Here is a 23,023-nt window from a genome sequence, read left to right as displayed (position 1 = left end):
CCGCTCCCTACGGCCGCCCGCCCAGCCGGGTCACCGCCAGCGCCGCCGCCCGGCAGCCGGCCCCCGCGGCCCACGCCGATCCCGCTCCGGCCAGCCGGGCCGCGAGGAAGGCGCCCGTGAAGGCGTCCCCGGCGCCCGTGGAATCCACCGCCTCGGCGCTCTCCGCCGCGACCTCGGCCGTCACCCGGCCGTCCTCGGCGATGAGCGCCCCGGCCCCGCCCCGGGTGACCACCACCAACGGCACCCGCCGGCTCAGCTCCGCCGCCGCCCGCGCGACCCCGGCGGCTCCGGCCGGCCCGCGGGACCCCGCGAGCAGCAGCGCCTCGTCCGCGTTCGGCAGCAGTACGCCGGCCCCCGCCGCGGCCGCCAGGAAGCGCTCCGGACCCAGCGCGGCCAGGAACCCCGCCGACGCCGGATCCACGCTCACCGGTACGTTCCGGGCACGGGCGGCCCGTAGCGCGACCAGGGCCAGCTCCCGGCTCGCGTCGGCGAAGAACAGGTAGCCCGACAGGTGGAGATGGGCGACCCCGTCCAGCAGCCCGGGCTCCCAGTCGGCGGGGGAGAGCCGCAGCGAGGCTCCGCTGTCGGTCAGGAAGGTCCGCTCCGCGTCCTTGCCGACCAGCGCGACCACCGTCCCGGTCGGCTCGGCGGGGTCGACCACCAGCCTCGGCCGCACCCCCGCGTCGAGCAGTGCCCGCTCGTGCCACCCGGCCGATTCGGTGCCGACCCGCGCCAGGAGGCGCACCTCCGCCGCGCCCGCGTGGGCGGCCCAGCAGGCCGCGTTGGCCCCGGCGCCGCCCGGCAGGGTCCGGATCCGGGCGGGGGTGTCGGTACCCGGAGCCAGTGGCTCCGCGTGCACCGCCACGACATCCGTCACCACGTCCCCGACGACCAGCAGCGCCCCCGGCCCGGCGGGAGCGGCCGGCGCCGCGGTCACGGCCGGGCCGCCCAGGCCCGCGCGATCCGGGCCCCGAGGCGCACGTTGCCCCGTACCGCCGCGAGGTTGGCCTCCAGGGAGGCGCCGCCCGTCGCGCGCACCAGGAACCCCAGCAGGAACGGGGTCACCGCCTGCCCCGTGATGCCCCGCTCCCGGCACTCCGCGAGCGCCTCGGCCAGCACCCGGTCGTGCAGCTCCGGATCGAGCTGCCGCTCCCGCGCCACCGGATTGGCCACGAGCAGCGCCGACTCCGCGCCGCCGAGGAGGTCCTGAGCGGCCATCACGGCCGCCACCTCCTCCGGGCGGTGCACCGTCCAGTCCACCGGCTCGCCGGAATCAGCCAGGTAGAACCCGGGGAAACGATCCGTCCCGTACCCGAGGACCGCCACCCCCAGCGTCTCCAGCCGCTGGAGCGTCGCGGGCACGTCCAGGATCGACTTCACCCCCGCGCACACCACGGTGATCCGGGTGCGCGCCAGCAGCGCCAGGTCCGCCGACTCGTCCTGCGAGCGCGTCCAGTCCCGGTGTACGCCGCCCAGCCCGCCGGTGGCGAAGACCCGCAGCCCCGCCCGCGCGGCGAGGAAGGCGGTGGCCGAGACCGTCGTGGCGCCCGTCGCCCCCGTGGCGAGGGCGGGGGCCAGGTCCCGGTGACCGAGCTTGCGTACGCCCCCGCCGCCCGCGATCCGCTCCAGCCGGGCCTTGTCCAGCCCGGCGTACGCCACCCCGTCGACGACCGCGATGGTCGCCGGAACGGCTCCCTCCGCCCGGACCAGCTCCTCCAGTTCCAGGCCCACCGCCAGATTGCCCGGGCGGGGCAGGCCGTGGGCGAGGATCGTGGACTCCAGCGCCACGACGGGCTGCCGGCGGTCCAGTGCCTCGCGCACCTCCTCGGACAGGACCGGGACTGCGGCCGGGACCGGGGCCGACGCCGTGTGCTCAGATGCTGTGTGCTGTGACATGTCCCCATCCCTGGCACGCGATCCGGGACCCCAAACGCCCGGACGCCGCACCGGCGCGAACCCGCCCCGGCGGTGTGCCCGCACGAGCCCTCAGGACGCGGCCGCCTCCCGGGACCCCGGGGCCTTCTACGACGAACTCGCCGTCCGCCACGACCTGCTGTACGCCGACCGGCGAGCGTGCACCGCCCGCCCGGGCCGCGCCCGGTCACTGCGTCACCGGCACGGGCCCGAGTCCCGGCCGGCCCCGGGTGTGCCGCTGCGCGGGGCGAAGTCCCCTACCCGCCCTTCGCCCGTTCCCCGGGCTCTGCCCGGACCCGGTCCTCAAACGCCGGACGGGCTGGAAGCGGGTCCCGGGCTGCGCCCGGACCCCCTGGGATTCCACCCCGGACCCCGCGCCTCAAACGCCGGCGGGGCTGGATTCGGTCGACGTCGCCCGGAGCCGGTTCGCAGCGGGCGCCGAGCGATCCCCGGGCTGCGCCGGAGCTCCTGGGGCTCCCGTCCCGGAGCCCGCACCGCGGCATGTCCAGCCCCGTCCGGCGTTCGCGGACCGGGGGCACATCCAGCCTCGCCGGCGTTTGAGGCGCGGGTCCGGGCGGAGCCCGGGGAACGGTGGAAGGGCGGGTAGGGGACTTCGCCCCGCAGGGCCGACCCAGCCGCACCCGCCCACCGGCCCCCGCCCCAGGCGCCAGTGGCGGCAACGCCGCCGGGCCACCGCCGGACGGAGTCCGGCGCAGCGACGCGAAGCCGGTAAGGCCCGCCAGGGCCGCACTGCGCGAGGGGCGCGTCGAAAAGGTGACCGGCGCAGCGACGCGAAGCCGGTAAGGCCCGCCAGGGCCGCACCGCGCGAGGGGTGCCTCGAAAAGGGGTGCGTCGAAAAGGGGTGCGTCGAAAAGGGCGACAGGGTGACGGGTGGGGCGGGCGCGCGCTGGACGCTCTGGTCACCCCGGCGAGCCGGGCACCGCGGTTAGGCTCCCGGAGCATGAGCACAAGTGATCACCGCGACGCCTCCGCCCCCGCTTCCTTCGCCGTCTCCGTGCCGGACTTTCCCGACTCCGAGCTGGAAGTGGACGAGCTCGACCCTGCCCAGATCGTCTCCGGGAACCCCGTGGTGACGGGCAAGGTGCTGTGGGAGGCGCCGGACGGCTCGCAGGTGCGCGGGATCTGGCAGATCACCCCGGGCGTGGTCACCGACACCGAGGCGAACGAGCTGTTCGTGGTGGTGAGCGGCCGCGCCACCGTGGAGGTGGAAGGCGGCGAGACCCTGGAGGTCGGCCCCGGGTCCGCGTGCGTCCTGCGGGAGGGCGACAAGACCACCTGGACCGTCCACGAGACGCTCCGCAAGGCCTACCACATCAGCTACTGAGCGGTACCCGTGCCGGTGCCGGGGTCCTTCGCCGGGCGGCGTCGCGAGGTGAACAGCGCGAGCGCCGCCATCGGCAGCAGCAGGGCGGCGCCGGCCGCGTTGAGCCAGCCGTAGCCCGCCTGGGACATGACCAGCCCGGCGGCGGCGCCGCCGACCCCGGCGGCCGTGTTCATGGTGAGGTCGCCCAGCCCCTGTACGGCGGCCCGCGCGGGCTGCGGCACCGAGTCGGTCAGCAGCGCCGAGCCGGACACCATGCCGGCGGACCAGCCCAGGCCGAGCAGGAAGAGACCGGCGGCGCTCTGGGCGTGGTTCCCGTCGGCCGTGCCGGCGAGCAGCGCGGCGACGGACAGCAGCCCGGCGGCGAGCCCGATCACGGACAGCCGGCCGACCCGGTCCGCGAGCCAGCCCATCACGGGCGAGAAGCCGAACATTCCGGCGATGTGCCCGCTGATGACCAGCCCGATGAGCTGGAGCCCGGCTCCGTGGTGCCCGAGGTCGACCGGGGTCATCACCATGATCGAGACCATGGTGGTGTGTGACACCGCGATGGTGAGCAGCGCGAGCCGGGCCCGGGGGGAGGCCTTGACGGCGGCGAACCCGGCGCGCAGCGACCGACCGGCGCGGGTCTGGTCCGCGGCCGGGGCGAGCGCGCGGGCCGTCAGCAGCGGGTCCGGGCGCAGCAGTACGCCGATCAGCGCGGCGGTGAGCAGGAAGATGGCGCCGGCCCATATGAAGGGCCCCGCCATCGGGGGTATGGAGGTGCCGGTGAAGCTGCGGCTGGCCGGGGCGGAGAGGTTGGGGCCGAGCACCGCGCCGATGGTGGAGGCCCATACGACGACGGAGATCGCCCGTGCCCGGTGGTCGGGCTCGGCGAGGTCTGCGGCGGCGAAGCGGGCCTGGAGGTTGGCGGAGGAGGCGGCTCCGAAGGCGGCCATGCCGAGCATCAGCAGCGGGAAGCTCTTGACCGAGGCGGCGAGGACGACGAGGGCGGCCCCGGCCGCGCCGATCACGTAGGCGAGGACCAGGCCGGGCCGCCGGCCCCGCGCGGTCATCAGCGCGGCGAGCGGCAGGGAGACGGCCGCGGTGCCGATCACGGAGGCGGTCGAAGCGAAGCCGGAGAGCGACTCCGTGCCGCTGACCTCGGTGGCCAGGACCGGTGCCAGGGCGATGCTGATGGGTACGCCGATCCCGCCCAGCACCTGGCCGGCGATCAGTACCCCGGAGGTGCGGCGCCGCAGTCGGGGCAGGTCGGCGGCGGTGACCGTGACGACGGGCCGGCCGGTGCCGGGCGCGGTGCTCACGCGGTCCACCTCCGACACGGATGCGGAGGGGGTGCGGGCACGGCGCAAGGAGTGGTCACCGCCGCAGTTTCGCACTCCCCGCCGGGCGGGCGGAACAGGTTTCCGGGAGCGCGGGGAGCACCGGGAGCACGGCCCGCTCCCTCAGAACAGCGGCTGGGGGAGTACCCCCTCCAGGGCGAGGAGGCGGCGCTTGGTCTCCACGCCGCCGCCGAAGCCGCCGATGCCCCCGTCGTTCTCCACGACCCGGTGGCAGGCCACCACCAGCGGCAGCGGGTTCGAGCCCATGGCGTTGCCCACGGCCTGGGCCGCGCCCGGGGTGCCGGCCCGGGCGGCCAGCTCGCCGTACCCCACGACCGCCCCGTAGGGCACGGAGCGGTCCAGCTCCAGGAGGACCTGCCGGTTGAAGCCTGAGCTGAGCCGCCAGTCCAGCGGCAGCTCGAAGCGGCGCAGCGTACCGGCGAAGTAGGCGTCGAGCTGGCGTATCGGCTCGGCCAGCAGGACCTCCTCGCCCGGCGGCGGGCGCCGGGCGTCGGCGCCGAGCCGGGAGACCAGCGTGCCGATCAGCTTCTCGGCCCGGTCCGGTCCGGCATGGAACTCGACCTTGACCAGGCCCTCGGGAGTGGCGGCCAGGAGCAGGGGACCGATATCGCTGTCGACGACGGTCCATTCGAGGTGCGGCCCGCGGGGCTCAGGAGTGTCCACCTCTTCACGGTACGGCCCCCCGCCGACAGCCCCGACAGCCCCGACAGCCCCGACAGCCCCGACAGCCCCGACAGCCCCGACAGCCCCGACAGCGCCGTGCGCGTCAGTAGCCGCCGACCGCTTCCCGTACGACGTCGGGATTGTCGGTGATGATCCCGTCCACGCCCATGTCCTGGACCTTCCGGGCGGTCGCGGCGTCGTCCACGATCCAGGTGTCCACTTCCAGGGCCTTGCCGTGAGCGCCGAGCAGCCCGTGCACCGCGGCGACCCAATCGCTGCTGATGGTGGTGTGCCAGGGGTTGATGCGGTCGGTGAACTCGGCGTACCGCGGCAGGTCGGCGAGGGCCGGGGTGCCGAGGAAGGCCGTGATCAGGTCGGGGCGCAGCTCGTGCACGGTGCGGACCGAGGCGGCGCTGAAGCTCTGGACCACCAGCCGGCGGGCCACGCGGTCCTCTTCCAGCCAGCCGGTCTCGCCGAGCACGTCCAGGGTCTGCCGCTCGATCCCCGGGTAGAGCTCCGGCTTCTTGATCTCCAGCAGCAGCCGCTGCTGGTTGCGCTGGACCCGGTTCATGTACTCCCGCAGGGTCGGTACGCGGGCGCCCGCGAACTCCTGCCCGAACCAGCTCCCCGCGTCCAGCCGGGCGATCTCCGCAGCGGTGAAGTCCCTCACCCGCCAGGGCTTGCGATCGGGGAATACCTGTTCGACGTCGGTCGTCCGGGGCAGGGTGTCGTCGTGGATGACCACGAGCTCCCCGTCCCTGGTGCGCTGGACGTCGTTCTCCACCCAGTCGAAGCCCATCTCCATGGCGAGGTCGATCGCCTTCAGGGTGTTCTCCGGGGCGTACGCCGAAGCCCCCCGGTGGGCGTACACGATCGGGTTGGACAGCCAGTCCGGACCGGGTGCGGCCGAGGCGGAGCCCGCACCGCACACGGTCAGGGTGAGTCCCAGGAAGGCGGCGGTGGCCGCGGCGGCGGATCGGACGTACATGCACGTTCTCCTCGGGTCATGGGCCCTGCTCCTGCCGTCAAACGGGCGCGGAGCGGCATTCGTTGCGGCCATGCGCGGGCGGCGGTGCGTTTCCGACGCACTTTCAGGGAGAGCCGCGTACGGCGATCATGGGGTTGGAGATCACCGGGCCGCCACCGAACTACGACAAACGGACCAGGCCCGCACGGCTCCGCCCGGGGCGGGCGGGCGGGCGGGCACCGAGTGTCAGTGGGTGGTCGTACGGTTGACCCATGCGGCCCGTATCGAAGATCGAACGCACGGTGGCGCCTTTCGAGGTCGTCAGCTCCTACACGCCCAGCGGCGACCAGCCCGCGGCCATCGCCGAGCTGGAGAAGCGCATCCGTGCCGGTGAGAAGGATGTCGTGCTGCTCGGCGCGACCGGAACCGGCAAGTCGGCGACGACCGCCTGGATGATCGAGAAGCTCCAGCGGCCCACCCTGGTGATGGCGCCGAACAAGACGCTCGCCGCCCAGCTGGCGAACGAGTTCCGCGAGCTCCTGCCGAACAACGCGGTCGAGTACTTCGTCTCGTACTACGACTACTACCAGCCCGAGGCGTACGTACCGCAGTCGGACACCTACATCGAGAAGGACTCCTCGATCAACGAGGAGGTGGAGCGGCTGCGCCACTCCGCGACCAACTCCCTCCTCACCCGGCGCGACGTCATCGTCGTGGCCTCCGTGTCGTGCATCTACGGTCTCGGCACCCCGCAGGAGTACGTGGACCGGATGGTCCCCCTCAAGGTCGGCGAGGAGATGGACCGGGACCAGCTCCTGCGCCGCTTCGTCGACATCCAGTACACCCGCAACGACGTGGCCTTCACCCGGGGCACCTTCCGGGTGCGCGGCGACACCATCGAGATCTTCCCGGTCTACGAGGAACTGGCCGTCCGCATCGAGATGTTCGGCGACGAGATCGAGGCCCTGTCCACCCTGCACCCGCTGACCGGCGAGGTGATCAGCGAGGACCGCGAGCTCTACGTCTTCCCCGCCAGCCACTACGTCGCCGGCCCCGAGCGCATGGAGAAGGCGGTCCGCGGCATCGAGGCCGAGCTCGCCGAGCGCCTCGCCGAGCTGGAGAAGCAGGGCAAGATGCTGGAGGCGCAGCGCCTGCGCATGCGCACCACCTACGACCTGGAGATGATGCGCCAGATCGGCTCCTGCTCCGGCATCGAGAACTACTCGCTGCACATGGACGACCGCGAGCGCGGCTCCGCCCCGAACACGCTCATCGACTACTTCCCCGAGGACTTCCTCCTCGTCATCGACGAGTCGCACGTCACCGTGCCCCAGATCGGCGCGATGTACGAGGGCGACGCCTCCCGCAAGCGGACCCTCGTCGACCACGGCTTCCGGCTCCCGTCGGCCCTCGACAACCGGCCGCTGAAGTGGGAGGAGTTCCAGGAGCGGATCGGCCAGACCGTCTACCTGTCGGCCACTCCGGGGAAGTACGAGCTCTCGCGCGGCGACGGCTTCGTCGAGCAGATCATCCGCCCGACCGGTCTCATCGACCCGGAGGTCGTCGTCAAGCCCACCGAGGGCCAGATCGACGACCTGGTGCACGAGATCCGCCAGCGGGTGGAGAAGGACGAGCGGGTCCTGGTCACCACCCTCACCAAGAAGATGGCCGAGGACCTCACCGACTACTTCCTGGAGCTCGGCATCCAGGTCCGCTACCTGCACAGCGACGTGGACACCCTGCGCCGCATCGAGCTGCTGCGCGAACTGCGGGCCGGCGAGTACGACGTGCTGGTCGGCATCAACCTGCTCCGCGAGGGCCTCGACCTGCCCGAGGTGTCGCTGGTGGCCATCCTCGACGCCGACAAGCAGGGCTTCCTGCGGTCGGGGACCTCGCTGATCCAGACCATCGGACGCGCGGCGCGCAACGTCTCCGGCCAGGTCCACATGTACGCGGACAGCATCACCCCGGCCATGGCCCAGGCGATCGACGAGACGAACCGGCGGCGCGAGAAGCAGGTCGCCTACAACACGGCCCACGGGATCGACCCGCAGCCGCTGCGCAAGAAGATCAACGACATCGTGGCCACGATCGCCCGCGAGGAGCTCGACACCGAGGAGCTCCTCGGCACCGGCTACCGGCAGACGAAGGACGGCAAGGCCCTCAAGGCGCCCGTCCCGGCGCTGGGCGGCAAGGCGGCGCAGGCCGCGGCGGGCGGAAAAGCCGGGGCCAAGGGGGCCAAGGGGGCGAAGGGCCCCGTGGTGGCGACCGACCGCCCGGCCGCCGAACTGGCCGCACTCATCGAGCAGATGACCGAGCGGATGCGGGGCGCGGCCGCCGAGCTGCAGTTCGAGGTCGCGGCCCGGATCCGGGACGAGGTCGGCGAGCTGAAGAAGGAGCTGCGACAGATGAAGGAAGCGGGCCTCGCCTGACCCGGAGGCGGTCAGTAGGGTTGGCACAGCCGCAGGTACACGCTGCGCACCCCCATCGGGGGCGGGCTATGGAGAGGGGACAGCGCGTGACGGTCAACATGACCAAGGGTCAGGCCATCAATCTGCAGAAGGCGGACGGAGGCACGCTGACCGCGGTCCGGATGGGCCTCGGCTGGCAGGCGGCCAAGCGCCGGGGGCTGTTCGGCTCGCGGACCCGGGAGATCGACCTCGACGCGTCGGCGGTGCTCTTCGCCGACAAGCAGCCCGTGGACGTCGTCTTCTTCCGGCACCTGCAGAGCGACGACGGCTCGGTCAAGCACACCGGTGACAACCTCGTCGGCGGCGTCGGCCAGGGCGGGGACGACGAGTCGATCCTCGTCGACCTGCAGCGCGTGCCGGTGCACATCGACCAGATCGTCTTCACGGTGAACTCCTTCACCGGCCAGACGTTCCAGGAGGTCGAGAACGCCTTCTGCCGCATCGTCGACGAGACCAACGGCCAGGAGCTGGCCCGCTACACGCTGGACGGTGGCGGCCAGTACACCGCTCAGATCATGGCGAAGGTGTCGCGCCTCGGCAGCGGCTGGCAGATGACGGCCCTCGGAAACCCGGCCAACGGCCGTACCTTCCAGGACCTGATGCCGGCGATCCTGCCGCACCTGTAAGCAGGACCGGCAGCACGGCAGCACCCAGCACGACACAGCACGACAGAGCAGCACAGCAGGGCAGCACGGCACAGCAGGACCGGGCACGATCGAGGGCCCGGCGGAAGAACGGGTACGGGGGAGGGGCTGCACGATGACGGCCGAACTGGTCCGGGGGCAGAACCACCCCCTGTCCCGGAGCCGGGTGGAGATCAGGGTCTCGGCGGGCACACCCGTGCTCGCCCTGGCCCAGCTCGGCGACGACACGGGCCGGCTCGCCGGCCCCGGGGCGGTCGCCCACCCGGGAGCCCGCACCCTGCCCGGACTGGAAGTACCCGGGGCCGCCTCCGGGCAGCACCGCATAGCGGTCGACCTCGACGCGGTCGCACCGGCCGTCCACCGGGTCGGCTTCGTCCTGGTCCTGCCGCCCGGCGGCCCGGGGCGCTTCGGCGCGGTCCCCGCCTCCTACGTGTCCGTGGCCGACCCGGGGGGCGCGGAGCTCGCCGGGTACACACTGACCGGACTGGAGTCGGAGACCGCCGTCGTGGCCCTGGAGCTGTACCGGCGCCAGGGCGCCTGGAAGGTGCGCGCCGTCGGCCAGGGGTACGCCGCCGGCCTCGGCGCGCTCCTGACCGACGCCGGGCTGCCCGCCCCGGCCGCGGCCGAACTGGCCGCCGCCGCCCTGGGCGCGGCGCCGACCGGGGACATCACCCTCGCGGCCCTGCCCGGCGGGCCGGCCCCGACCGTCCCGCGCGGGCTCCGGGCCCCGGCCCAGGCCCAGGCCCAGACGCCGGCCCCGGCGCCACAGGACGTTCCGGCAGCCTCCACACCCCCGCCGATGCCCCCGGAGCCGGGCACGGACCCCTCGGGCGGTCCGGCCACCATCAGCTACGCCCACCCGCGCCGCCGCACCAGCACCGAGTCGCCCGAGCCCGGGCCGCGCCCGGCCGAGCCGCCGCGGCCGGGCGAGGCGCCCCGCCCCGTCGCCGGGGACGCGAGCGGCTGGTCCATGGAGGAGCGGCTCTACAACCAGGTCTGGGGCATGTTCGAGGACCTGGCCCGCGCCGTCGCCGCTTACCGCGGCGCCGTGGAGTTCGCCGACTCCCGGATGGACCGCGAGCTCGACGAGGCGCTGTCCGACCCCCGCCACCGCCTCGGCGGCTCCGGAAACGCCGCCCGGGACACCGCCCGGGCCCGCCGCGAGGAACTGGTCGCGCGGGCGCAGGAAGTGCTCGACCGGGACCTGGTCCAGCTCACCTCCGAGTCCGAGGTGGTCGAGCCCGCGCTGCCCGCCGCGTACGCGCGCTGGGACAACCCGGTCTGGCAGGCGCACTCCGTGCCCGCCGAGGCTCCCCTCGCCCTGCGCCTGGGCGACCTCCACCTGCCCGAGCGGCCGGACCTGCGCATCCCCATGCTGGTCCGGGTCCCGCTGGAGCGCGGCCTGTGGATCGACAACGGCCGCACCGGCTCGGAGTCGGCCATGGCGATGGACACCGACCGGCTGCGCCGGGCCGCCATGGACATGGCCGTCGCGCACGCGGCGCGGATGCTGGCCGCCCACCCCGCCGACCGGTTCGCCGTCCACGTCATCGACGCGGCCGGAGCCGGGGCCGCCTCGCTGGCCCCGCTGGTGCGCGCCGGAGTGCTGGCCGGGGCGCCCGCCGCCGGGGCCGCGGGGGTCACCGAGACCCTGGAGCGGCTGACCCGCCGGGTGGACCTCGTACAGATGGCGGTGCGGGCCGGGGCTCCGGAGGACCTGCCGCCCGATGTGGACACGTCCGATCAGCTCCTGATCGTGCACGACTTCCCGCACGGCTTCGACGACCGGGCCGTCACCCGTTTGCGCTATCTCGCCGACGAGGGCCCGGCGGTCGGCGTGCACCTGCTGATGGTCGCGGACCGTGACGAGGCCTCGGCCTACGGGCCGCTGCTGGACCCGCTGTGGCGCTCGCTGATGCGGCTGTCGCCCGTACCGGACAACCACCTCGCCGACCCGTGGGTCCACCACGCCTGGATCTTCGAGCCGGATCTGCCGCCGCAGGGCAGCCGAGTCCTCGACCAGGCATTGGAGCGGGTCGCGGCGGCCCGGGGCGGCGCGCGGTAGCGGCGGCCGGGCGGTCCGCCGCCCGGCCTCGATGACCGGCTACTGACCAGTTCTTGGGGTCCCCTTTACCTTGCGTGCCCACGGCGGGTACCCTGGTGAGTGCGGAGGGGAGTATTCCTGCTTTCCTGCTACGGCGTGCCCGTCAATACGGACTGCAATCGGTCCCGGGGCGCCGGCCCGTGGCCTCCTGGCCGTCCGGGTGGAAGAGACCTCCGGCAGCGATGACGCTGACAAAGTTCTGAGCCATCTGCCGGAGGCGTGTAAATAGTGGACGTTTCGTTGACCCTCTGGGTGCTGACCATTCTCGGTCTGAGCATCCTCATCGGCGCCGATTTCTTCATCGGCCGCAAGCCGCACGACGTCTCCATGAAGGAAGCGGGCATCTGGACGGTCGTCTGGATCGTCCTCGCGGTGCTCTTCGGCCTCGGCCTGCTGGTGTTCGGAAACGGCCAGGCCTCGCAGGAGTTCTTCGCCGGCTTCATCACCGAGAAGTCCCTGAGCGTGGACAACCTCTTCGTCTTCGTCCTGATCATGGCGAAGTTCGCGGTCCCCTCACAGCTCCAGCAGCGCGTCCTGCTGATCGGCGTGCTGATCGCCCTGGTCCTGCGCGCCATCTTCATCGCCGCCGGCGCCGCGATCATCACCAACTTCTCGTGGGTCTTCTACATCTTCGGCGCGTTCCTCATCTACACCGCGTGGAAGCTGATCCAGGAAGCCCGCAAGGACGAGGACGACGAGGAGTTCGAGGAGAACCGCCTCCTGAAGTCCATCGAGAAGAAGTTCGGCGTCGCCGACCGCTACCACGGCACCAAGCTCTTCATCCAGAGCAACGGCAAGCGCGTCCTGACCCCGCTGATGGTCGTCATGCTCGCCATCGGCACCACCGACGTGCTGTTCGCCCTGGACTCCATCCCCGCGATCTTCGGCCTCACCCAGGACCCGTACATCGTCTTCACGGCCAACGCCTTCGCGCTGATGGGCCTGCGCCAGCTGTACTTCCTCATCGGCGGCCTGCTCAAGAAGCTGGTCCACCTCAGCTACGGCCTCTCCGTCATCCTCGGCTTCATCGGAATCAAGCTCGTGCTGCACGCCCTGCACGAGTCGGGCCTGCACGTCCCGCAGATCTCCATCCCGGTCTCCCTGGGCGTCATCTGCGGTGTCCTGGTGATCACCACGATCACCAGCCTGATCGCCTCGAAGAAGCAGTCCGAAGCCGACGCCGCCGAGGCCGCCGCCGGCCCGGAGCGCATCGACGCCTGATCCGGGGCCACTCCCGTCCGATCCCGAGCCACCCCGGTCGCCGCGCGACCGGGGTGGCTCGGGCCTAGGCTGAGGATGTTGCCCTGGCCGTCGTACGACAGGAGGCCCTGCGATGAGGCCGACCCGTATGCGCATGCGCAGGGCCTGCGTGGCCGTCTCGGCCGCAGGCGCACTCTTGGTCCCGGTCGTCGCGGGCACCGCGTACGGGGCCGCCGCCCCGGAGCGGTCCGTGTCCGCCGCTCCTTCCCCGGACGGCGACACGGAGTTCCCGCAGCTCACCCCGGCCGTCGCGGCACGACTGGACGCGGCCGTGCGCCAGGTCATGGAGCAGGCCAAGGTGCCGGGCGTGACGGTGGGCCTGTGGGCCCCCGGCAAGGGCAGCTACGTGAAGTCCTTCGGCGTGGCCGACACGGCGACCGGCGCGCCCATGACGCCCGGCCTCGGGGTCCGGATCGGCAGCGAGACCAAGACGTTCACGGTCACCGCCCTCCTCCAGCTGGTCGACCAGGGCAAGCTCGCGCTGGACGACCCGATCGGCAAGTACATCAGCGGCGTCCCGAACGGGGACCGCATCACCCTGCGCGAACTCGCGGGCATGCGCAGCGGGCTCTTCAACTACAGCGAGGACCCGGGGTTCGACAAGGACCTCACCGGCACCTCCACCTTCACGCCGCAGCAGCTGCTCGACATCTCCTTCAAGCACCCGGTGAACTTCGAGCCGGGCGCGAAGTTCGAGTACTCCAACACCAACCTGATCCTGCTCGGCCTGCTGGTGGAGAAGATCACCGGCCGGCCGATCCAGGACGTCATCGGGCAGGACGTGGTGAAGCCCGCCGGGCTGAGCAGCCGCACGCTCTTCGCGGTCGGGACGGAGTTCCCCGAGCCGCACGCGCACGGCTACACCAACGACCTGCCCGGCGGGAAGATCGTGGACGCGACCGACTTCGACCCGTCCTGGGCCTGGGCCGCCGGAGCGATGGTCTCCGACCTGGAGGACCTGCGCAGCTGGGCGAAGACCCTCGCCACCGGCACCCTGCTGACCCCCGCGACCCAGGCCGAGCGGCTGAAGACCCAGCCGATCGGCATCATCCCCGGCGCGGGCTACGGGCTCGGCATCTTCAACGTCCAGGGCTGGATCGGCCACAACGGCTCGCTGCCCGGGTACGAGACGCTGACCGTCTACCTGCCGGAGGAGCAGGCGACCATGGTCGTCGTCCTGAACACCGATGACCTGTACGAGGGCCAGGAGCCCAGCACCCTCTTCGGGGAGGCCGTCACCAGCATCGTGACCCCCGACCACGTGTACCCGGGACACAAGCCGACCGAGCCCCAGAAGGACTGACCGGATCCGAGCCCCGCGGCTACACGGGGGCGGCCGCTTCGGCCGCCCCCTTCTCCGTGTCCGCGTCCGAGCCCGTCCGCTGCCGCACGACCACCGGGTTGGTCTCCGGCAGCAGCGCGAAACAGGCCAGCGAGACCAGGGCGATCGCCGTCAGGTACACGGCTACGGCCCACGGCGGGCCGGAGCCGTCCGCCAGGGCGGTGGCCACGATCGGGGTCAGCGCACCGCCCAGCACCCCGCCGAGGTTGTAGCCGACGGCCGCGCCCGTGCAGCGGATCCGCGGGGCGTACAGCTCGGGCAGGTACGCGCCCACCACCGCGAACATCGTCACCATGCCCAGCAGGGCGCCGAGCAGGCCCAGCGTCATCAGCAGCGGGTCCGCGGTGCGCAGCAGCGCGATGAAGGGGAACATCCACAGCGCGGACAGGGCGCAGCCCGCCAGGCAGAGCGGGCGCCGGCCGTAGCGGTCGCCGAGCACCGCGATCACCGGGGTGGCCAGGCCCTTCAGGGCGACGGCCACCATGATGCAGGCCAGCATCACGGAGCGGTGCACGCCGAGGTGCTCGGTGGCGTACGCGAGGGACCAGGTGGTGACCGCGTAGAAGACGGCGTAGCCCACGGCCAGGGCCCCGCCGGTGAGCAGGAGCAGGCGCCAGTGGCCCCGTAGGACCTCGGCGAGCGGGGCGTCGGCCCGGTGGCCGGTCTCGGCCAGCGCGCGGAACTGCGGGGTCTCCTCCACCGAGCGGCGCAGCCACAGCCCGGTCAGGGCCAGCAGTCCCGCCACCCAGAACGGCACCCGCCAGCCCCAGGCGGCGAACTGCCCGTCGGACAGCGTGCTCGACAGGGTCAGCATCAGGCCGTTGGCCAGCAGGAACCCCACCGCCGGACCCATCTGCGGGAAGCTCGACCACAGCCCGCGCCGCCCCTCGGGGGCGTGCTCCGAGGTCAGCAGGACCGCGCCGCCCCACTCCCCGCCGAGGCCGAGGCCCTGGAGGAAGCGCAGCAGGACCAGCAGGATCGGCGCGGCCATCCCGATGGAGGCGTACGAGGGCACGCAGCCCACCGCCACCGTGGCCAGGCCGGTGAGCAGGAGGGAGGCGAGCAGGACCGGGCGGCGGCCGTACCGGTCGCCGATGTGGCCGAAGACGGCGGAGCCGAGCGGGCGGGCGAGGAAGCCGACGCCGAAGGTGCCGAAGGCGGCGAGGGTCCCGGCGAGCGGGGAGAAGGAGGGGAAGAAGAGCGGGCCGAGCACCAGGGCGGCGGCGGTGCCGTAGACGAAGAAGTCGTAGAACTCGATGGCGGTGCCGACGAGGGAGGCCGAGGCGAGCCGGAGCATCGAGGGGGACGAGGGGGACGAGGGGGAGGAAGGGGACGGGTCGGCGGCGGCCGGGACGGCCTTGGACTGGGGGAGGGGGGCGGGGGAGGGGTGGTCCTGTTGCATGGTGCAGCAATTACCCTGCCCCGCCCCCTCAGGACGTGCGTTCGGCCATCAATGACCGGAAGGGAGTGCGGTCCGGCGCGAGGTTGACGGGCCGGTGACCTCTCCGCCGCCCGCTACCAGCCGCGCTCGCGCCATTCGGCCAGGTGGGGGCGCTCGTTGCCGAGGGTGGTGTCGTTGCCGTGGCCGGGGTAGACCCAGGTCTCGTCGGGCAGCTGGTCGAAGAGCTTGTGCTCCACGTCGTCGACGAGCTGGGCGAAGGCCTTCGGGTCGCCCCAGGTGTTGCCGACGCCGCCCGGGAAGAGGCAGTCGCCGGTGAACACGTGCGGGTGGCCGTGCGGGTCGTCGTAGACCAGCGCGATCGAGCCGGGGGTGTGGCCGACCAGGTGGCGGGCGGTCAGCGTGACCCGTCCGACCGTGATCGTGTCCCCGTCCTCGACGGGCACGTCGGTCGGGACCGGGATGCCCTCCGCGTCGTAGCGGCCCGCGTACGTCCGCGCGCCGGTCGCCTTGACCACGTCCGCCAGTGCGCCCCAGTGGTCGCCGTGCTGGTGGGTGGTGACCACGGAGGCGATGCCGCCGCCGCCGATGAGGCCGATCAGGGTCTGCGGCTCCGCGGCCGCGTCGATCAGCAGCTGCTCGTCGGTGGCCCGGCAGCGCAACAGGTAGGCGTTGTTGTTCATCGGGCCCACCGCGACCTTGGAAATCATCAGGTCCGAGAGTTCGTGCACGTCGGCCGGACCGCCGACCTTGACCGCTCCGCTGTACGTCATGAACCGATCCTAGAGCGGAGGGAGGGCCGGCAGGGGGCCGCCCTCGGCGGACAGCGAGGCTCCCTTGTCCCCGCGGCCGGCCAGCCAGCCCAGGAGCGCGGCGGCGGTGCCGGTGACGGTGACGGCCGGGTCGCCTTCGGAGCCGGTCCGCCAGTGGCGCCCGTCGGTGGCGGACAGGGCGGTGGGAGGCACCTCCGGGCGGCCCGACCAGCGATCCGCGAGGAACTCGATCTCCCGGCCGGTGAACTCGGCGGGGAGGTCGGAGAGCTCGTAGCCGATGTCGAGGTCGACGTGGTGCAGCTCGACCTCGATCAGGCGCCGGAAGGGCACCCGGGCTGCCGTGTCGGTGACCCCGTTGCGCAGTTCCACGGTGCGGGTCCAGTCCTGCGGGCGTTCGGCGACGGCCTGCCAGCGGTCCGCGGAATTCCGGACGTCTTCGAGCTGTTCCAGCAGAGGACGCCTCGCATCACGCTCGATGTCGGACTCCCGGGAGGTGGCGCTCTCGTACATCGGGCGGCCCTCGAAGACCTCGACCAGGGCGTCCGCGTTCCGGGCGAGATGCGCCAGGACGTGGCCGCGGCTCCAGCCGGGGAGGTGTGACTCTTCGGCCAGGGACGCGTTGTCCAGCTTCGCGGCCGCGGTCAGCAGCCGATCGGTGGCCTCACGTACGGAGCGCAGATCGTGCGCATGATCCATCATGCGGCCGAGCCTAGTGGTCGAGGGGCCCTCGCCACACGATCGGGTGAAGAGGGCTGCGGAGTGCCGGAAATCGAATGCACGTGCTATACGCTCGGAGTCCAGTCTCCCACTCCACCGCAGAGGCGCCCCCCAATACCCTTGGGACGGGGGCCAGTGCCCCCGCTCTCTCAAGAAAGGTGCGGACCGGCGTGACCGACCGTCTCATCGTTCGTGGCGCTCGCGAGCACAACCTCAAGAACGTTTCTCTTGACCTGCCGCGCGACTCGCTCATCGTCTTCACCGGACTCTCCGGGTCGGGCAAGTCCTCCCTGGCCTTCGACACGATCTTCGCCGAGGGCCAGCGCCGCTACGTCGAGTCGCTCTCCTCGTACGCCCGCCAGTTCCTCGGGCAGATGGACAAGCCCGACGTCGACTTCATCGAGGGCCTCTCCCCGGCCGTCTCCATCGACCAGAAGTCCACCTCGCGCAACCCGCGCTCCACCGTCGGCACCATCACCGAGGTCTACGACTACCTCCGCCTGCTCTTCGCGCGCATCGGCAAGCCCCACTGCCCCGAGTGCCGCCGGCCGATCTCGCGGCAGTCGCCGCAGGCGATCGTCGACAAGGTGCTCGCGCTGCCCGAGGGCAGCCGCTTCCAGGTGCTCTCGCCGCTGGTGCGCGAGCGCAAGGGCGAGTTCGTCGACCTCTTCGCCGACCTCCAGACCAAGGGCTACAGCCGGGCCCGGGTGGACGGGGAGACGATCCAGCTCTCCGAGCCGCCCACGCTGAAGAAGCAGGAGAAGCACACCATCGAGGTGGTCATCGACCGCCTCACCGTCAAGGACACCGCCAAGCGCCGGCTGACGGACTCCGTGGAGACCGCCCTCGGGCTGTCGGGCGGCATGGTGATCCTGGACTTCGTCGACCTCGCTGAGGACGACCCCGAGCGTGAGCGGATGTACTCCGAGCACCTCTACTGCCCGTACGACGACCTGTCCTTCGAGGAGCTGGAGCCGCGCTCCTTCTCCTTCAACTCGCCCTTCGGCGCCTGCCCCGAGTGCACCGGCATCGGTACGCGCATGGAGGTGGACCCGGAGCTGATCGTCCCGGACGAGGACAAGTCCCTGGACGAGGGCGCGGTCTCGCCGTGGTCGCTCGGCCACACCAAGGACTACTTCCAGCGGCTGGTCGGCGCCCTCGCCGCGGAGCTCGGCTTCCGCACCGACATCGCCTGGGCCGGGCTGCCGCTGCGGGCGAAGAAGGCCCTGCTGTACGGCCACAAGACGCAGATCGAGGTCCGCTACCGCAACCGGTACGGGCGCGAGCGGGCCTACACCACGGCCTTCGAGGGCGCGGTGCCGTTCGTGAAGCGGCGCCACTCGGAGTCCGAGAGCGACGCGAGCCGCGAGCGCTTCGAGGGCTACATGCGCGAGGTGCCGTGTCCCACCTGCCAGGGCACCCGGCTCAAGCCGATCGTGCTCGCGGTGACGGTGATGGACCGCTCGATCGCGGACGTCGCCGCGATGTCGATCAGCGAGTGCGCGGACTTCCTCGGGCGGCTGAAGCTCGACGCCCGCGACAAGAAGATCGCCGAGCGGGTCCTCAAGGAGGTCAACGAGCGGCTCCGCTTCCTCGTCGACGTCGGCCTGGACTACCTCTCGCTCAACCGCGCCGCCGGCACCCTCTCGGGCGGCGAGGCCCAGCGCATCCGCCTCGCCACGCAGATCGGCTCCGGCCTGGTGGGCGTGCTGTACGTCCTGGACGAACCGTCCATCGGCCTGCACCAGCGGGACAACCACCGGCTGATCGAGACCCTCGTCCGGCTGCGGGACATGGGCAACACCCTCATCGTCGTCGAGCACGACGAGGACACCATCAAGGTGGCCGACTGGGTCGTGGACATCGGCCCGGGCGCCGGCGAGCACGGCGGCAAGGTCGTGCACAGCGGCTCGCTGAAGGAGCTGCTGAAGAACCCCGAGTCGATCACCGGCCAGTACCTGTCCGGCAAGCGGTCCATCGCGCTCCCCGACGTACGCCGTCCCGTGGACCCGTTGCGCAAGCTCACGGTCCACGGCGCCAAGGAGAACAACCTGCGGGACATCGACGTGTCCTTCCCGCTGGGCGTGCTCACGGCGGTGACGGGCGTATCGGGCTCCGGCAAGTCGACGCTGGTCAACGACATCCTGTACACGCACCTCGCCCGCGAGCTCAACGGCGCGCGTTCGGTGCCGGGACGGCACACGCGGGTGGACGGCGACGACCTCGTCGACAAGGTCGTGCACGTGGACCAGTCGCCGATCGGCCGGACCCCGCGGTCCAACCCGGCCACGTACACCGGTGTCTTCGACCACGTCCGCAAGCTCTTCGCGGAGACGATGGAGGCGAAGGTGCGCGGCTATCTGCCGGGCCGCTTCTCCTTCAACGTGAAGGGCGGCCGCTGCGAGAACTGCTCCGGCGACGGCACGATCAAGATCGAGATGAACTTCCTGCCGGACGTGTACGTCCCGTGCGAGGTCTGCCACGGCGACCGGTACAACCGGGAGACCCTGGAGGTCCACTACAAGGGCAAGTCCATCGCCGAGGTCCTGAACATGCCGATCGAGGAGGCCTCGGAGTTCTTCGAGGCGGTCCCGACGATCTCGCGGCACCTGAAGACGCTGAACGAGGTGGGGCTCGGGTACGTCCGCCTCGGCCAGTCGGCGCCGACGCTCTCGGGCGGCGAGGCGCAGCGCGTGAAGCTGGCCTCGGAGCTCCAGAAGCGGTCGACGGGGCGGACGGTGTACGTCCTGGACGAGCCGACGACGGGCCTGCACTTCGAGGACATCTCGAAGCTGATCAAGGTGCTGTCGGGGCTGGTGGACAAGGGCAACACGGTGATCGTCATCGAGCACAACCTCGATGTCGTCAAGACCGCCGACTGGGTCGTGGACATGGGTCCCGAAGGCGGGTACGGAGGCGGCCTCGTCGTCGCCGAGGGCACGCCGGAACAGGTCGCCTCGGTGGGCGCGAGCCACACGGGCAAGTTCCTGCGGGACATCCTGGGCGCGGACCGCATCTCCGACGCGGCCTCCGAGCCGGCCCGGCCGGTGAAGAAGGCGGCCGCGCGGAAGAAGGCGGCGGCCCCGGCCCCCGCGAAGAAGGCCACGCGCGCCCGCAAGGCGTAGCCCTCCCCGACGGGGCTGGATTTGCGCCGATGCCGGCCACATCCAGCCCCGCCGGCGTTTGAGGCGCGGGGGTCCGGGGCGTAGCCCCGGGGAACGGTGGAACCGGGGGTCCCCCGGACGCAGTCTGGGGGAGGGTAGGGGACTCCGACCGCGCAGCGGCAGCCCCCGGCCGAGGGCTACGCGGCGACGCCGATGGCGTGGCCCGACGTAGAGGGGTCGGACAGGGTGGTGAGGAGGGCGTCCGCGACGTCCGCGCGGGCGATCACCTTGCCGCCCGGAACGTTGGCGTCGACCGCCCGCCGGTACGTCCCCGTGAACGGCCGGTTCAGCAGCCGCGGCGGCCGGATCACCGTCCACTGCGTACGGCTCGCGGCGATCGCCGCCTCCATGACCGCGAGGTCCGCGTACACGTCCCGCAGCGCCCTGCGCAGCAGCGGATAGACCACGACCCGGGTGAGCGCCCCGTCCTCCGGTGCGAGCGGACCCACCGGCGCCGCACTGACCGCCGACAGGCGGATCACCCCCGCCCGGTCCATCGCGGAGACGATCGACCGCAGGGCCGGACCCGCCACCGGCGTGAGCCTGGCCTGTTTGTTGCTCGTCGGGCCGACCGCGGAGACCACCGCCTCCTGTCCCTCCAGCACCGGGACGAGCGCGTCCTCGTCGGACAGGTCCCGTACCACCGCCACGCGCAGCCGATCGTGCGCCGGTACGTTCAGCCGCGCCGGGTCGCGGACGACCGCCGTCACCTCGTGACCCGCTTCGAGTGCCTGCCGGACCACCTCGTGGCCGACCCCGCCCGTGGCTCCGAACACCGTGAGTTTCATCCTGGCTCCCACATTCACGTGACGCATGACGTGTGACGCATGACCGAGACGAGGGTGGGTGAGTGCTCACTCACCCCCGCTTCCGTTATGGTGAGTGAATGCTCACCCCAAAGTCAAGCCGGTCCACCCCGGAACGCCTGCTCGATGCGGCCGAAACCCTGATGCGCACCACCGGTCTGGCCAACGCCACCACGAAGGCCATCGCCCGTGAGGCCGGCTGCTCGGAGGCCGCGCTCTACAAGTACTTCGCGAACAAAGAAGAGCTGTTCGTCCGCGTGCTGATGGAGCGCCGCCCCAACGCCGGCGCGATGATGGCGGCGCTGACCACCGACCCGGGGGACCAGCCGGTCGAGGAGCGGCTGACCGAGATCGCCCGGTACGCCTCGCTCTTCTACGCCGAAGCCATGCCCATGGCCGGCTCGCTCTTCGCCGATCCCGTCCTGCTCGCCCGCCACCGCGAGGGCGTACGGAGCATCGGCGCGGGTCCGCACGTGGTGCTGGAAGCCCTCACCGGCCATCTGTTCCGCGAGCTCGAACGGGGCCGGCTGCGCCCCGACGCCGACCCGGCGGCCGCCTCCGCGCTGCTGCTCGGCGCCTGCTTCCAGCGGGCCTTCTTCCTGCACTTCTCCGGGCCCGACACGGTCGGGCCGGTAGAGGAGTTCGCCCCCGCGGTGGCCGCTACGGTGTGGGCCGCGCTCCGCTGAGCTCGGAGGCGTACGGAGGCTCCGCGCCCGCACGAGTGCACGTCAGCGCGGCCGCCGCGGCGGCGTAGGACAGCACCTCGGGCCAGTCCACCGGGCCCGGGCCGCCCGCACCGGCCGCGAGCCGCTGCAGCAGGGCCGCGTTCACGGTGTCGCCCGCGCCGATGGTGTCCACCACCGGGACCCGGCGTGCGGGCACCGAATGCTCCGCTCCCTCCCGCGTCCACACCGTCAGGCCGCCGGCGCCACGGGTGAGCACCACCGCCGCGGGCCCGGCCGCCAGCCAGTCGCCGGGGCGGCCGCCCAGCCACGCCGCGTCCTCCTCCGACAGCTTCAGCACGCCGACGTGCGGCAGCCAGGACAGAAAGCGGGCCCGGTAGGCCGCCGGGTCGGCGATCAGCGCCGGGCGGATGTTGGGGTCGAGCAGGGTCAGCAGCCCGCGCCCGGACTCCCGGCGCAGCAGGGTCTCGTACGCACTGGCCCCCGGCTCCAGCACCAGCGAGCAGGTGCCGAGCGCGAGGGCCCGTACCCCCTCGGGGAGCGCGGGCGGCAGCCGGAACAGCCGGTCGGCCGTGCCCTCGACGTAGAAGCCGTACGCCGCCGAGCCGTCCGGGGCCAGCGAGGGCACCGCCAGCGTGGTCGGCTCCGGCCCGCGCTGGACCAGGGAGAGGTCCACGCCGGCCGCGCGCAGCCCGTCGAGCAGCGAGACGCCGAAGCCGTCCGTCGAGATCCGGGAGCAGAAAGCGGTCCGCACGCCGAGCCGGCCCAGCGCGACCGCCGTGTTGTACGGTCCACCGCCCGGCCGCGGCAGCAGGGCGCCCGGCGGCTGTGCGACGGGCACCAGGTCGATCAGGGCTTCTCCACCGACGACGATCACGCGGGGGAAGGTATCCCATCGGGCGCGGGTATCGTCGGGTGGGCCCGCCCGGGCCCGGCCCGGGCGATGTCGGCCCCGCCCCATCCTCACGCCATCCTCACTCCGGGAGAACCGCATGTCCGCCTCGCAGTCCGCCGCCCGCCGTACCGTCCTCAAGGGCGCCGCCGCGATCGTCGGAGCCGTCGGCGGCGGTGTTGCGCTCACGGCCTGCTCCACCGAGACCAACAGCGGCTACGGCTCCCCGGCGGTCCCCGCCGAGCCCGTCGAGCTGGGCGCGGAGGCCGAGGTGCCGGTCGGCGGCGCGAAGCTGTTCCGGGAGAAGAAGCTCGTGGTCAGCTGCGCGGAGGCGGGCCGGTACAAGGCCTTCAGCGCTCAGTGCACCCACTCCGGCTGCGTCCTGGACAAGATTGTCGAGGGTGAGGGCAACTGCCCCTGCCACGGCAGCCGCTTCGACGTGACCACGGGCAAGGTGCTGCGCGGCCCGGCCACCGACCCGCTGCCGGAGGTCCCGGTGAAGGTCGAGGCCGGCAAGCTCATCGCGGGCTGACCGGCGC

Annotated in this window: 19 protein-coding genes; 9 read left to right on the top strand and 10 right to left on the bottom strand. The window is 72.5% G+C overall.

What is annotated here, in order from left to right; all coding sequences use genetic code 11:
* Nucleotides 1-7 precede the first annotated feature (7 nt).
* Both AC061S_RS05515 and AC061S_RS05510 read right to left on the bottom strand, forming a co-directional pair.
* Nucleotides 8-937 carry a carbohydrate kinase family protein gene (locus AC061S_RS05515; RefSeq protein WP_478684693.1) on the bottom strand — a complete coding sequence of 310 codons (930 nt, stop codon included), beginning with the start codon at nucleotides 935-937 and terminating at the stop codon, nucleotides 8-10.
* Nucleotides 934-1,896: a pseudouridine-5'-phosphate glycosidase gene (locus AC061S_RS05510; RefSeq protein ID WP_478684692.1), complete on the bottom strand. Its 963-nt coding sequence runs from the start codon at nucleotides 1,894-1,896 to the stop codon at nucleotides 934-936. The genes AC061S_RS05515 and AC061S_RS05510 overlap by 4 nt, the downstream gene beginning before the upstream one ends.
* A 979-nt stretch (nucleotides 1,897-2,875) precedes the next feature.
* On the opposite strand from AC061S_RS05510, the gene AC061S_RS05505 reads away from it, so the two are divergent.
* Nucleotides 2,876-3,259 (top strand): cupin domain-containing protein, encoded by a 384-nt coding sequence (locus AC061S_RS05505; RefSeq protein ID WP_478684691.1) that lies wholly within the window; start codon nucleotides 2,876-2,878, stop codon nucleotides 3,257-3,259.
* Here the strand turns inward: AC061S_RS05505 and AC061S_RS05500 are convergent.
* The 3 genes from AC061S_RS05500 to AC061S_RS05490 form a co-directional block, all read right to left on the bottom strand.
* Entirely contained in the window at nucleotides 3,253-4,569 is a 1,317-nt protein-coding gene (locus tag AC061S_RS05500) for an MFS transporter (RefSeq protein WP_478684690.1), read from the bottom strand. The genes AC061S_RS05505 and AC061S_RS05500 overlap by 7 nt on opposite strands.
* 132 nt (nucleotides 4,570-4,701) lie before the next feature.
* Entirely contained in the window at nucleotides 4,702-5,262 is a 561-nt protein-coding gene (locus AC061S_RS05495) for a methylated-DNA--[protein]-cysteine S-methyltransferase (RefSeq protein WP_478684689.1), read from the bottom strand.
* Between the two features lie 103 nt (nucleotides 5,263-5,365).
* Nucleotides 5,366-6,250: a glycerophosphodiester phosphodiesterase gene (locus AC061S_RS05490; RefSeq protein WP_478684688.1), complete on the bottom strand. Its 885-nt coding sequence runs from the start codon at nucleotides 6,248-6,250 to the stop codon at nucleotides 5,366-5,368.
* Between the two features lie 251 nt (nucleotides 6,251-6,501).
* Between AC061S_RS05490 and uvrB the strand changes: the two genes are divergently transcribed.
* From uvrB to AC061S_RS05465, 5 genes are all read left to right on the top strand, one after another.
* Nucleotides 6,502-8,661, top strand: coding sequence for an excinuclease ABC subunit UvrB (gene uvrB, locus AC061S_RS05485; protein ID WP_478684687.1), 2,160 nt, complete (start codon nucleotides 6,502-6,504; stop codon nucleotides 8,659-8,661).
* 86 nt (nucleotides 8,662-8,747) lie between these two features.
* Entirely contained in the window at nucleotides 8,748-9,326 is a 579-nt protein-coding gene (locus AC061S_RS05480) for a TerD family protein (RefSeq protein WP_478684686.1), read from the top strand.
* A 133-nt stretch (nucleotides 9,327-9,459) separates the two neighbouring features.
* Complete coding sequence (locus AC061S_RS05475) at nucleotides 9,460-11,409, top strand: TerD family protein (RefSeq protein WP_478684685.1); 1,950 nt, start codon at nucleotides 9,460-9,462, stop codon at nucleotides 11,407-11,409.
* 267 nt (nucleotides 11,410-11,676) lie between these two features.
* Nucleotides 11,677-12,669 carry a TerC family protein gene (locus AC061S_RS05470; RefSeq protein ID WP_478684684.1) on the top strand — a complete coding sequence of 331 codons (993 nt, stop codon included), beginning with the start codon at nucleotides 11,677-11,679 and terminating at the stop codon, nucleotides 12,667-12,669.
* Between the two features lie 112 nt (nucleotides 12,670-12,781).
* Complete coding sequence (locus AC061S_RS05465; RefSeq protein ID WP_478684683.1) at nucleotides 12,782-14,011, top strand: serine hydrolase domain-containing protein; 1,230 nt, start codon at nucleotides 12,782-12,784, stop codon at nucleotides 14,009-14,011.
* Nucleotides 14,012-14,030: 19 nt separating this feature from the next.
* Here AC061S_RS05465 and AC061S_RS05460 read toward each other — a convergent pair whose 3' ends face one another.
* The 3 genes from AC061S_RS05460 to AC061S_RS05450 form a co-directional block, all read right to left on the bottom strand.
* Entirely contained in the window at nucleotides 14,031-15,347 is a 1,317-nt protein-coding gene (locus AC061S_RS05460; protein ID WP_478684773.1) for an MFS transporter, read from the bottom strand.
* Nucleotides 15,348-15,565: 218 nt separating this feature from the next.
* The gene (locus AC061S_RS05455; RefSeq protein ID WP_478684682.1) at nucleotides 15,566-16,222 is read right to left on the bottom strand and encodes an MBL fold metallo-hydrolase; all 657 of its coding nucleotides are present in this window, start codon (nucleotides 16,220-16,222) and stop codon (nucleotides 15,566-15,568) included.
* Nucleotides 16,223-16,231: 9 nt separating this feature from the next.
* Nucleotides 16,232-16,921 carry a maleylpyruvate isomerase family mycothiol-dependent enzyme gene (locus AC061S_RS05450; protein WP_478684681.1) on the bottom strand — a complete coding sequence of 230 codons (690 nt, stop codon included), beginning with the start codon at nucleotides 16,919-16,921 and terminating at the stop codon, nucleotides 16,232-16,234.
* A 176-nt stretch (nucleotides 16,922-17,097) separates the two neighbouring features.
* Here AC061S_RS05450 and uvrA point away from each other — a divergent pair, with 176 nt between their 5' ends.
* Entirely contained in the window at nucleotides 17,098-20,064 is a 2,967-nt protein-coding gene (gene uvrA, locus AC061S_RS05445) for an excinuclease ABC subunit UvrA (RefSeq protein WP_478684680.1), read from the top strand.
* A 176-nt stretch (nucleotides 20,065-20,240) separates the two neighbouring features.
* Here uvrA and AC061S_RS05440 read toward each other — a convergent pair whose 3' ends face one another.
* Nucleotides 20,241-20,891: an NAD(P)-dependent oxidoreductase gene (locus tag AC061S_RS05440; protein ID WP_478684679.1), complete on the bottom strand. Its 651-nt coding sequence runs from the start codon at nucleotides 20,889-20,891 to the stop codon at nucleotides 20,241-20,243.
* A 98-nt stretch (nucleotides 20,892-20,989) separates the two neighbouring features.
* Between AC061S_RS05440 and AC061S_RS05435 the strand changes: the two genes are divergently transcribed.
* A complete protein-coding gene (locus tag AC061S_RS05435; protein WP_478684678.1) occupies nucleotides 20,990-21,595 on the top strand; it encodes a TetR/AcrR family transcriptional regulator in 606 nt (201 codons plus the stop codon).
* Here the strand turns inward: AC061S_RS05435 and AC061S_RS05430 are convergent.
* Nucleotides 21,570-22,469, bottom strand: coding sequence for a carbohydrate kinase family protein (locus tag AC061S_RS05430; RefSeq protein WP_478684677.1), 900 nt, complete (start codon nucleotides 22,467-22,469; stop codon nucleotides 21,570-21,572). The genes AC061S_RS05435 and AC061S_RS05430 overlap by 26 nt on opposite strands.
* A gap of 115 nt (nucleotides 22,470-22,584) precedes the next feature.
* On the opposite strand from AC061S_RS05430, the gene AC061S_RS05425 reads away from it, so the two are divergent.
* Nucleotides 22,585-23,016 carry a Rieske (2Fe-2S) protein gene (locus tag AC061S_RS05425; protein WP_478684676.1) on the top strand — a complete coding sequence of 144 codons (432 nt, stop codon included), beginning with the start codon at nucleotides 22,585-22,587 and terminating at the stop codon, nucleotides 23,014-23,016.
* Nucleotides 23,017-23,023 lie beyond the last annotated feature (7 nt).

The organism is Streptomyces sp. CA189, assembly GCF_056428985.1.
This window is presented reverse-complemented; position numbering and strand designations above follow the sequence as displayed.

Excerpts from the sequence above, each read along its gene's own strand:
- AC061S_RS05435 (WP_478684678.1), top strand. The coding sequence starts at position 20,990 with ATGCTCACCCCAAAGTCAAGCCGGTCCACCCCGGAACGCCTGCTCGAT.
- AC061S_RS05505 (WP_478684691.1), top strand. The coding sequence starts at position 2,876 with ATGAGCACAAGTGATCACCGCGACGCCTCCGCCCCCGCTTCCTTCGCC.
- uvrB (WP_478684687.1), top strand. The coding sequence starts at position 6,502 with ATGCGGCCCGTATCGAAGATCGAACGCACGGTGGCGCCTTTCGAGGTC.
- AC061S_RS05510 (WP_478684692.1), bottom strand. The coding sequence starts at position 1,896 with ATGTCACAGCACACAGCATCTGAGCACACGGCGTCGGCCCCGGTCCCG.
- AC061S_RS05450 (WP_478684681.1), bottom strand. The coding sequence starts at position 16,921 with ATGATGGATCATGCGCACGATCTGCGCTCCGTACGTGAGGCCACCGAT.
- AC061S_RS05440 (WP_478684679.1), bottom strand. The coding sequence starts at position 20,891 with ATGAAACTCACGGTGTTCGGAGCCACGGGCGGGGTCGGCCACGAGGTG.
- AC061S_RS05475 (WP_478684685.1), top strand. The coding sequence starts at position 9,460 with ATGACGGCCGAACTGGTCCGGGGGCAGAACCACCCCCTGTCCCGGAGC.
- AC061S_RS05460 (WP_478684773.1), bottom strand. The coding sequence starts at position 15,347 with ATGCTCCGGCTCGCCTCGGCCTCCCTCGTCGGCACCGCCATCGAGTTC.
- AC061S_RS05465 (WP_478684683.1), top strand. The coding sequence starts at position 12,782 with ATGAGGCCGACCCGTATGCGCATGCGCAGGGCCTGCGTGGCCGTCTCG.
- AC061S_RS05455 (WP_478684682.1), bottom strand. The coding sequence starts at position 16,222 with ATGACGTACAGCGGAGCGGTCAAGGTCGGCGGTCCGGCCGACGTGCAC.
- AC061S_RS05490 (WP_478684688.1), bottom strand. The coding sequence starts at position 6,250 with ATGTACGTCCGATCCGCCGCCGCGGCCACCGCCGCCTTCCTGGGACTC.
- AC061S_RS05425 (WP_478684676.1), top strand. The coding sequence starts at position 22,585 with ATGTCCGCCTCGCAGTCCGCCGCCCGCCGTACCGTCCTCAAGGGCGCC.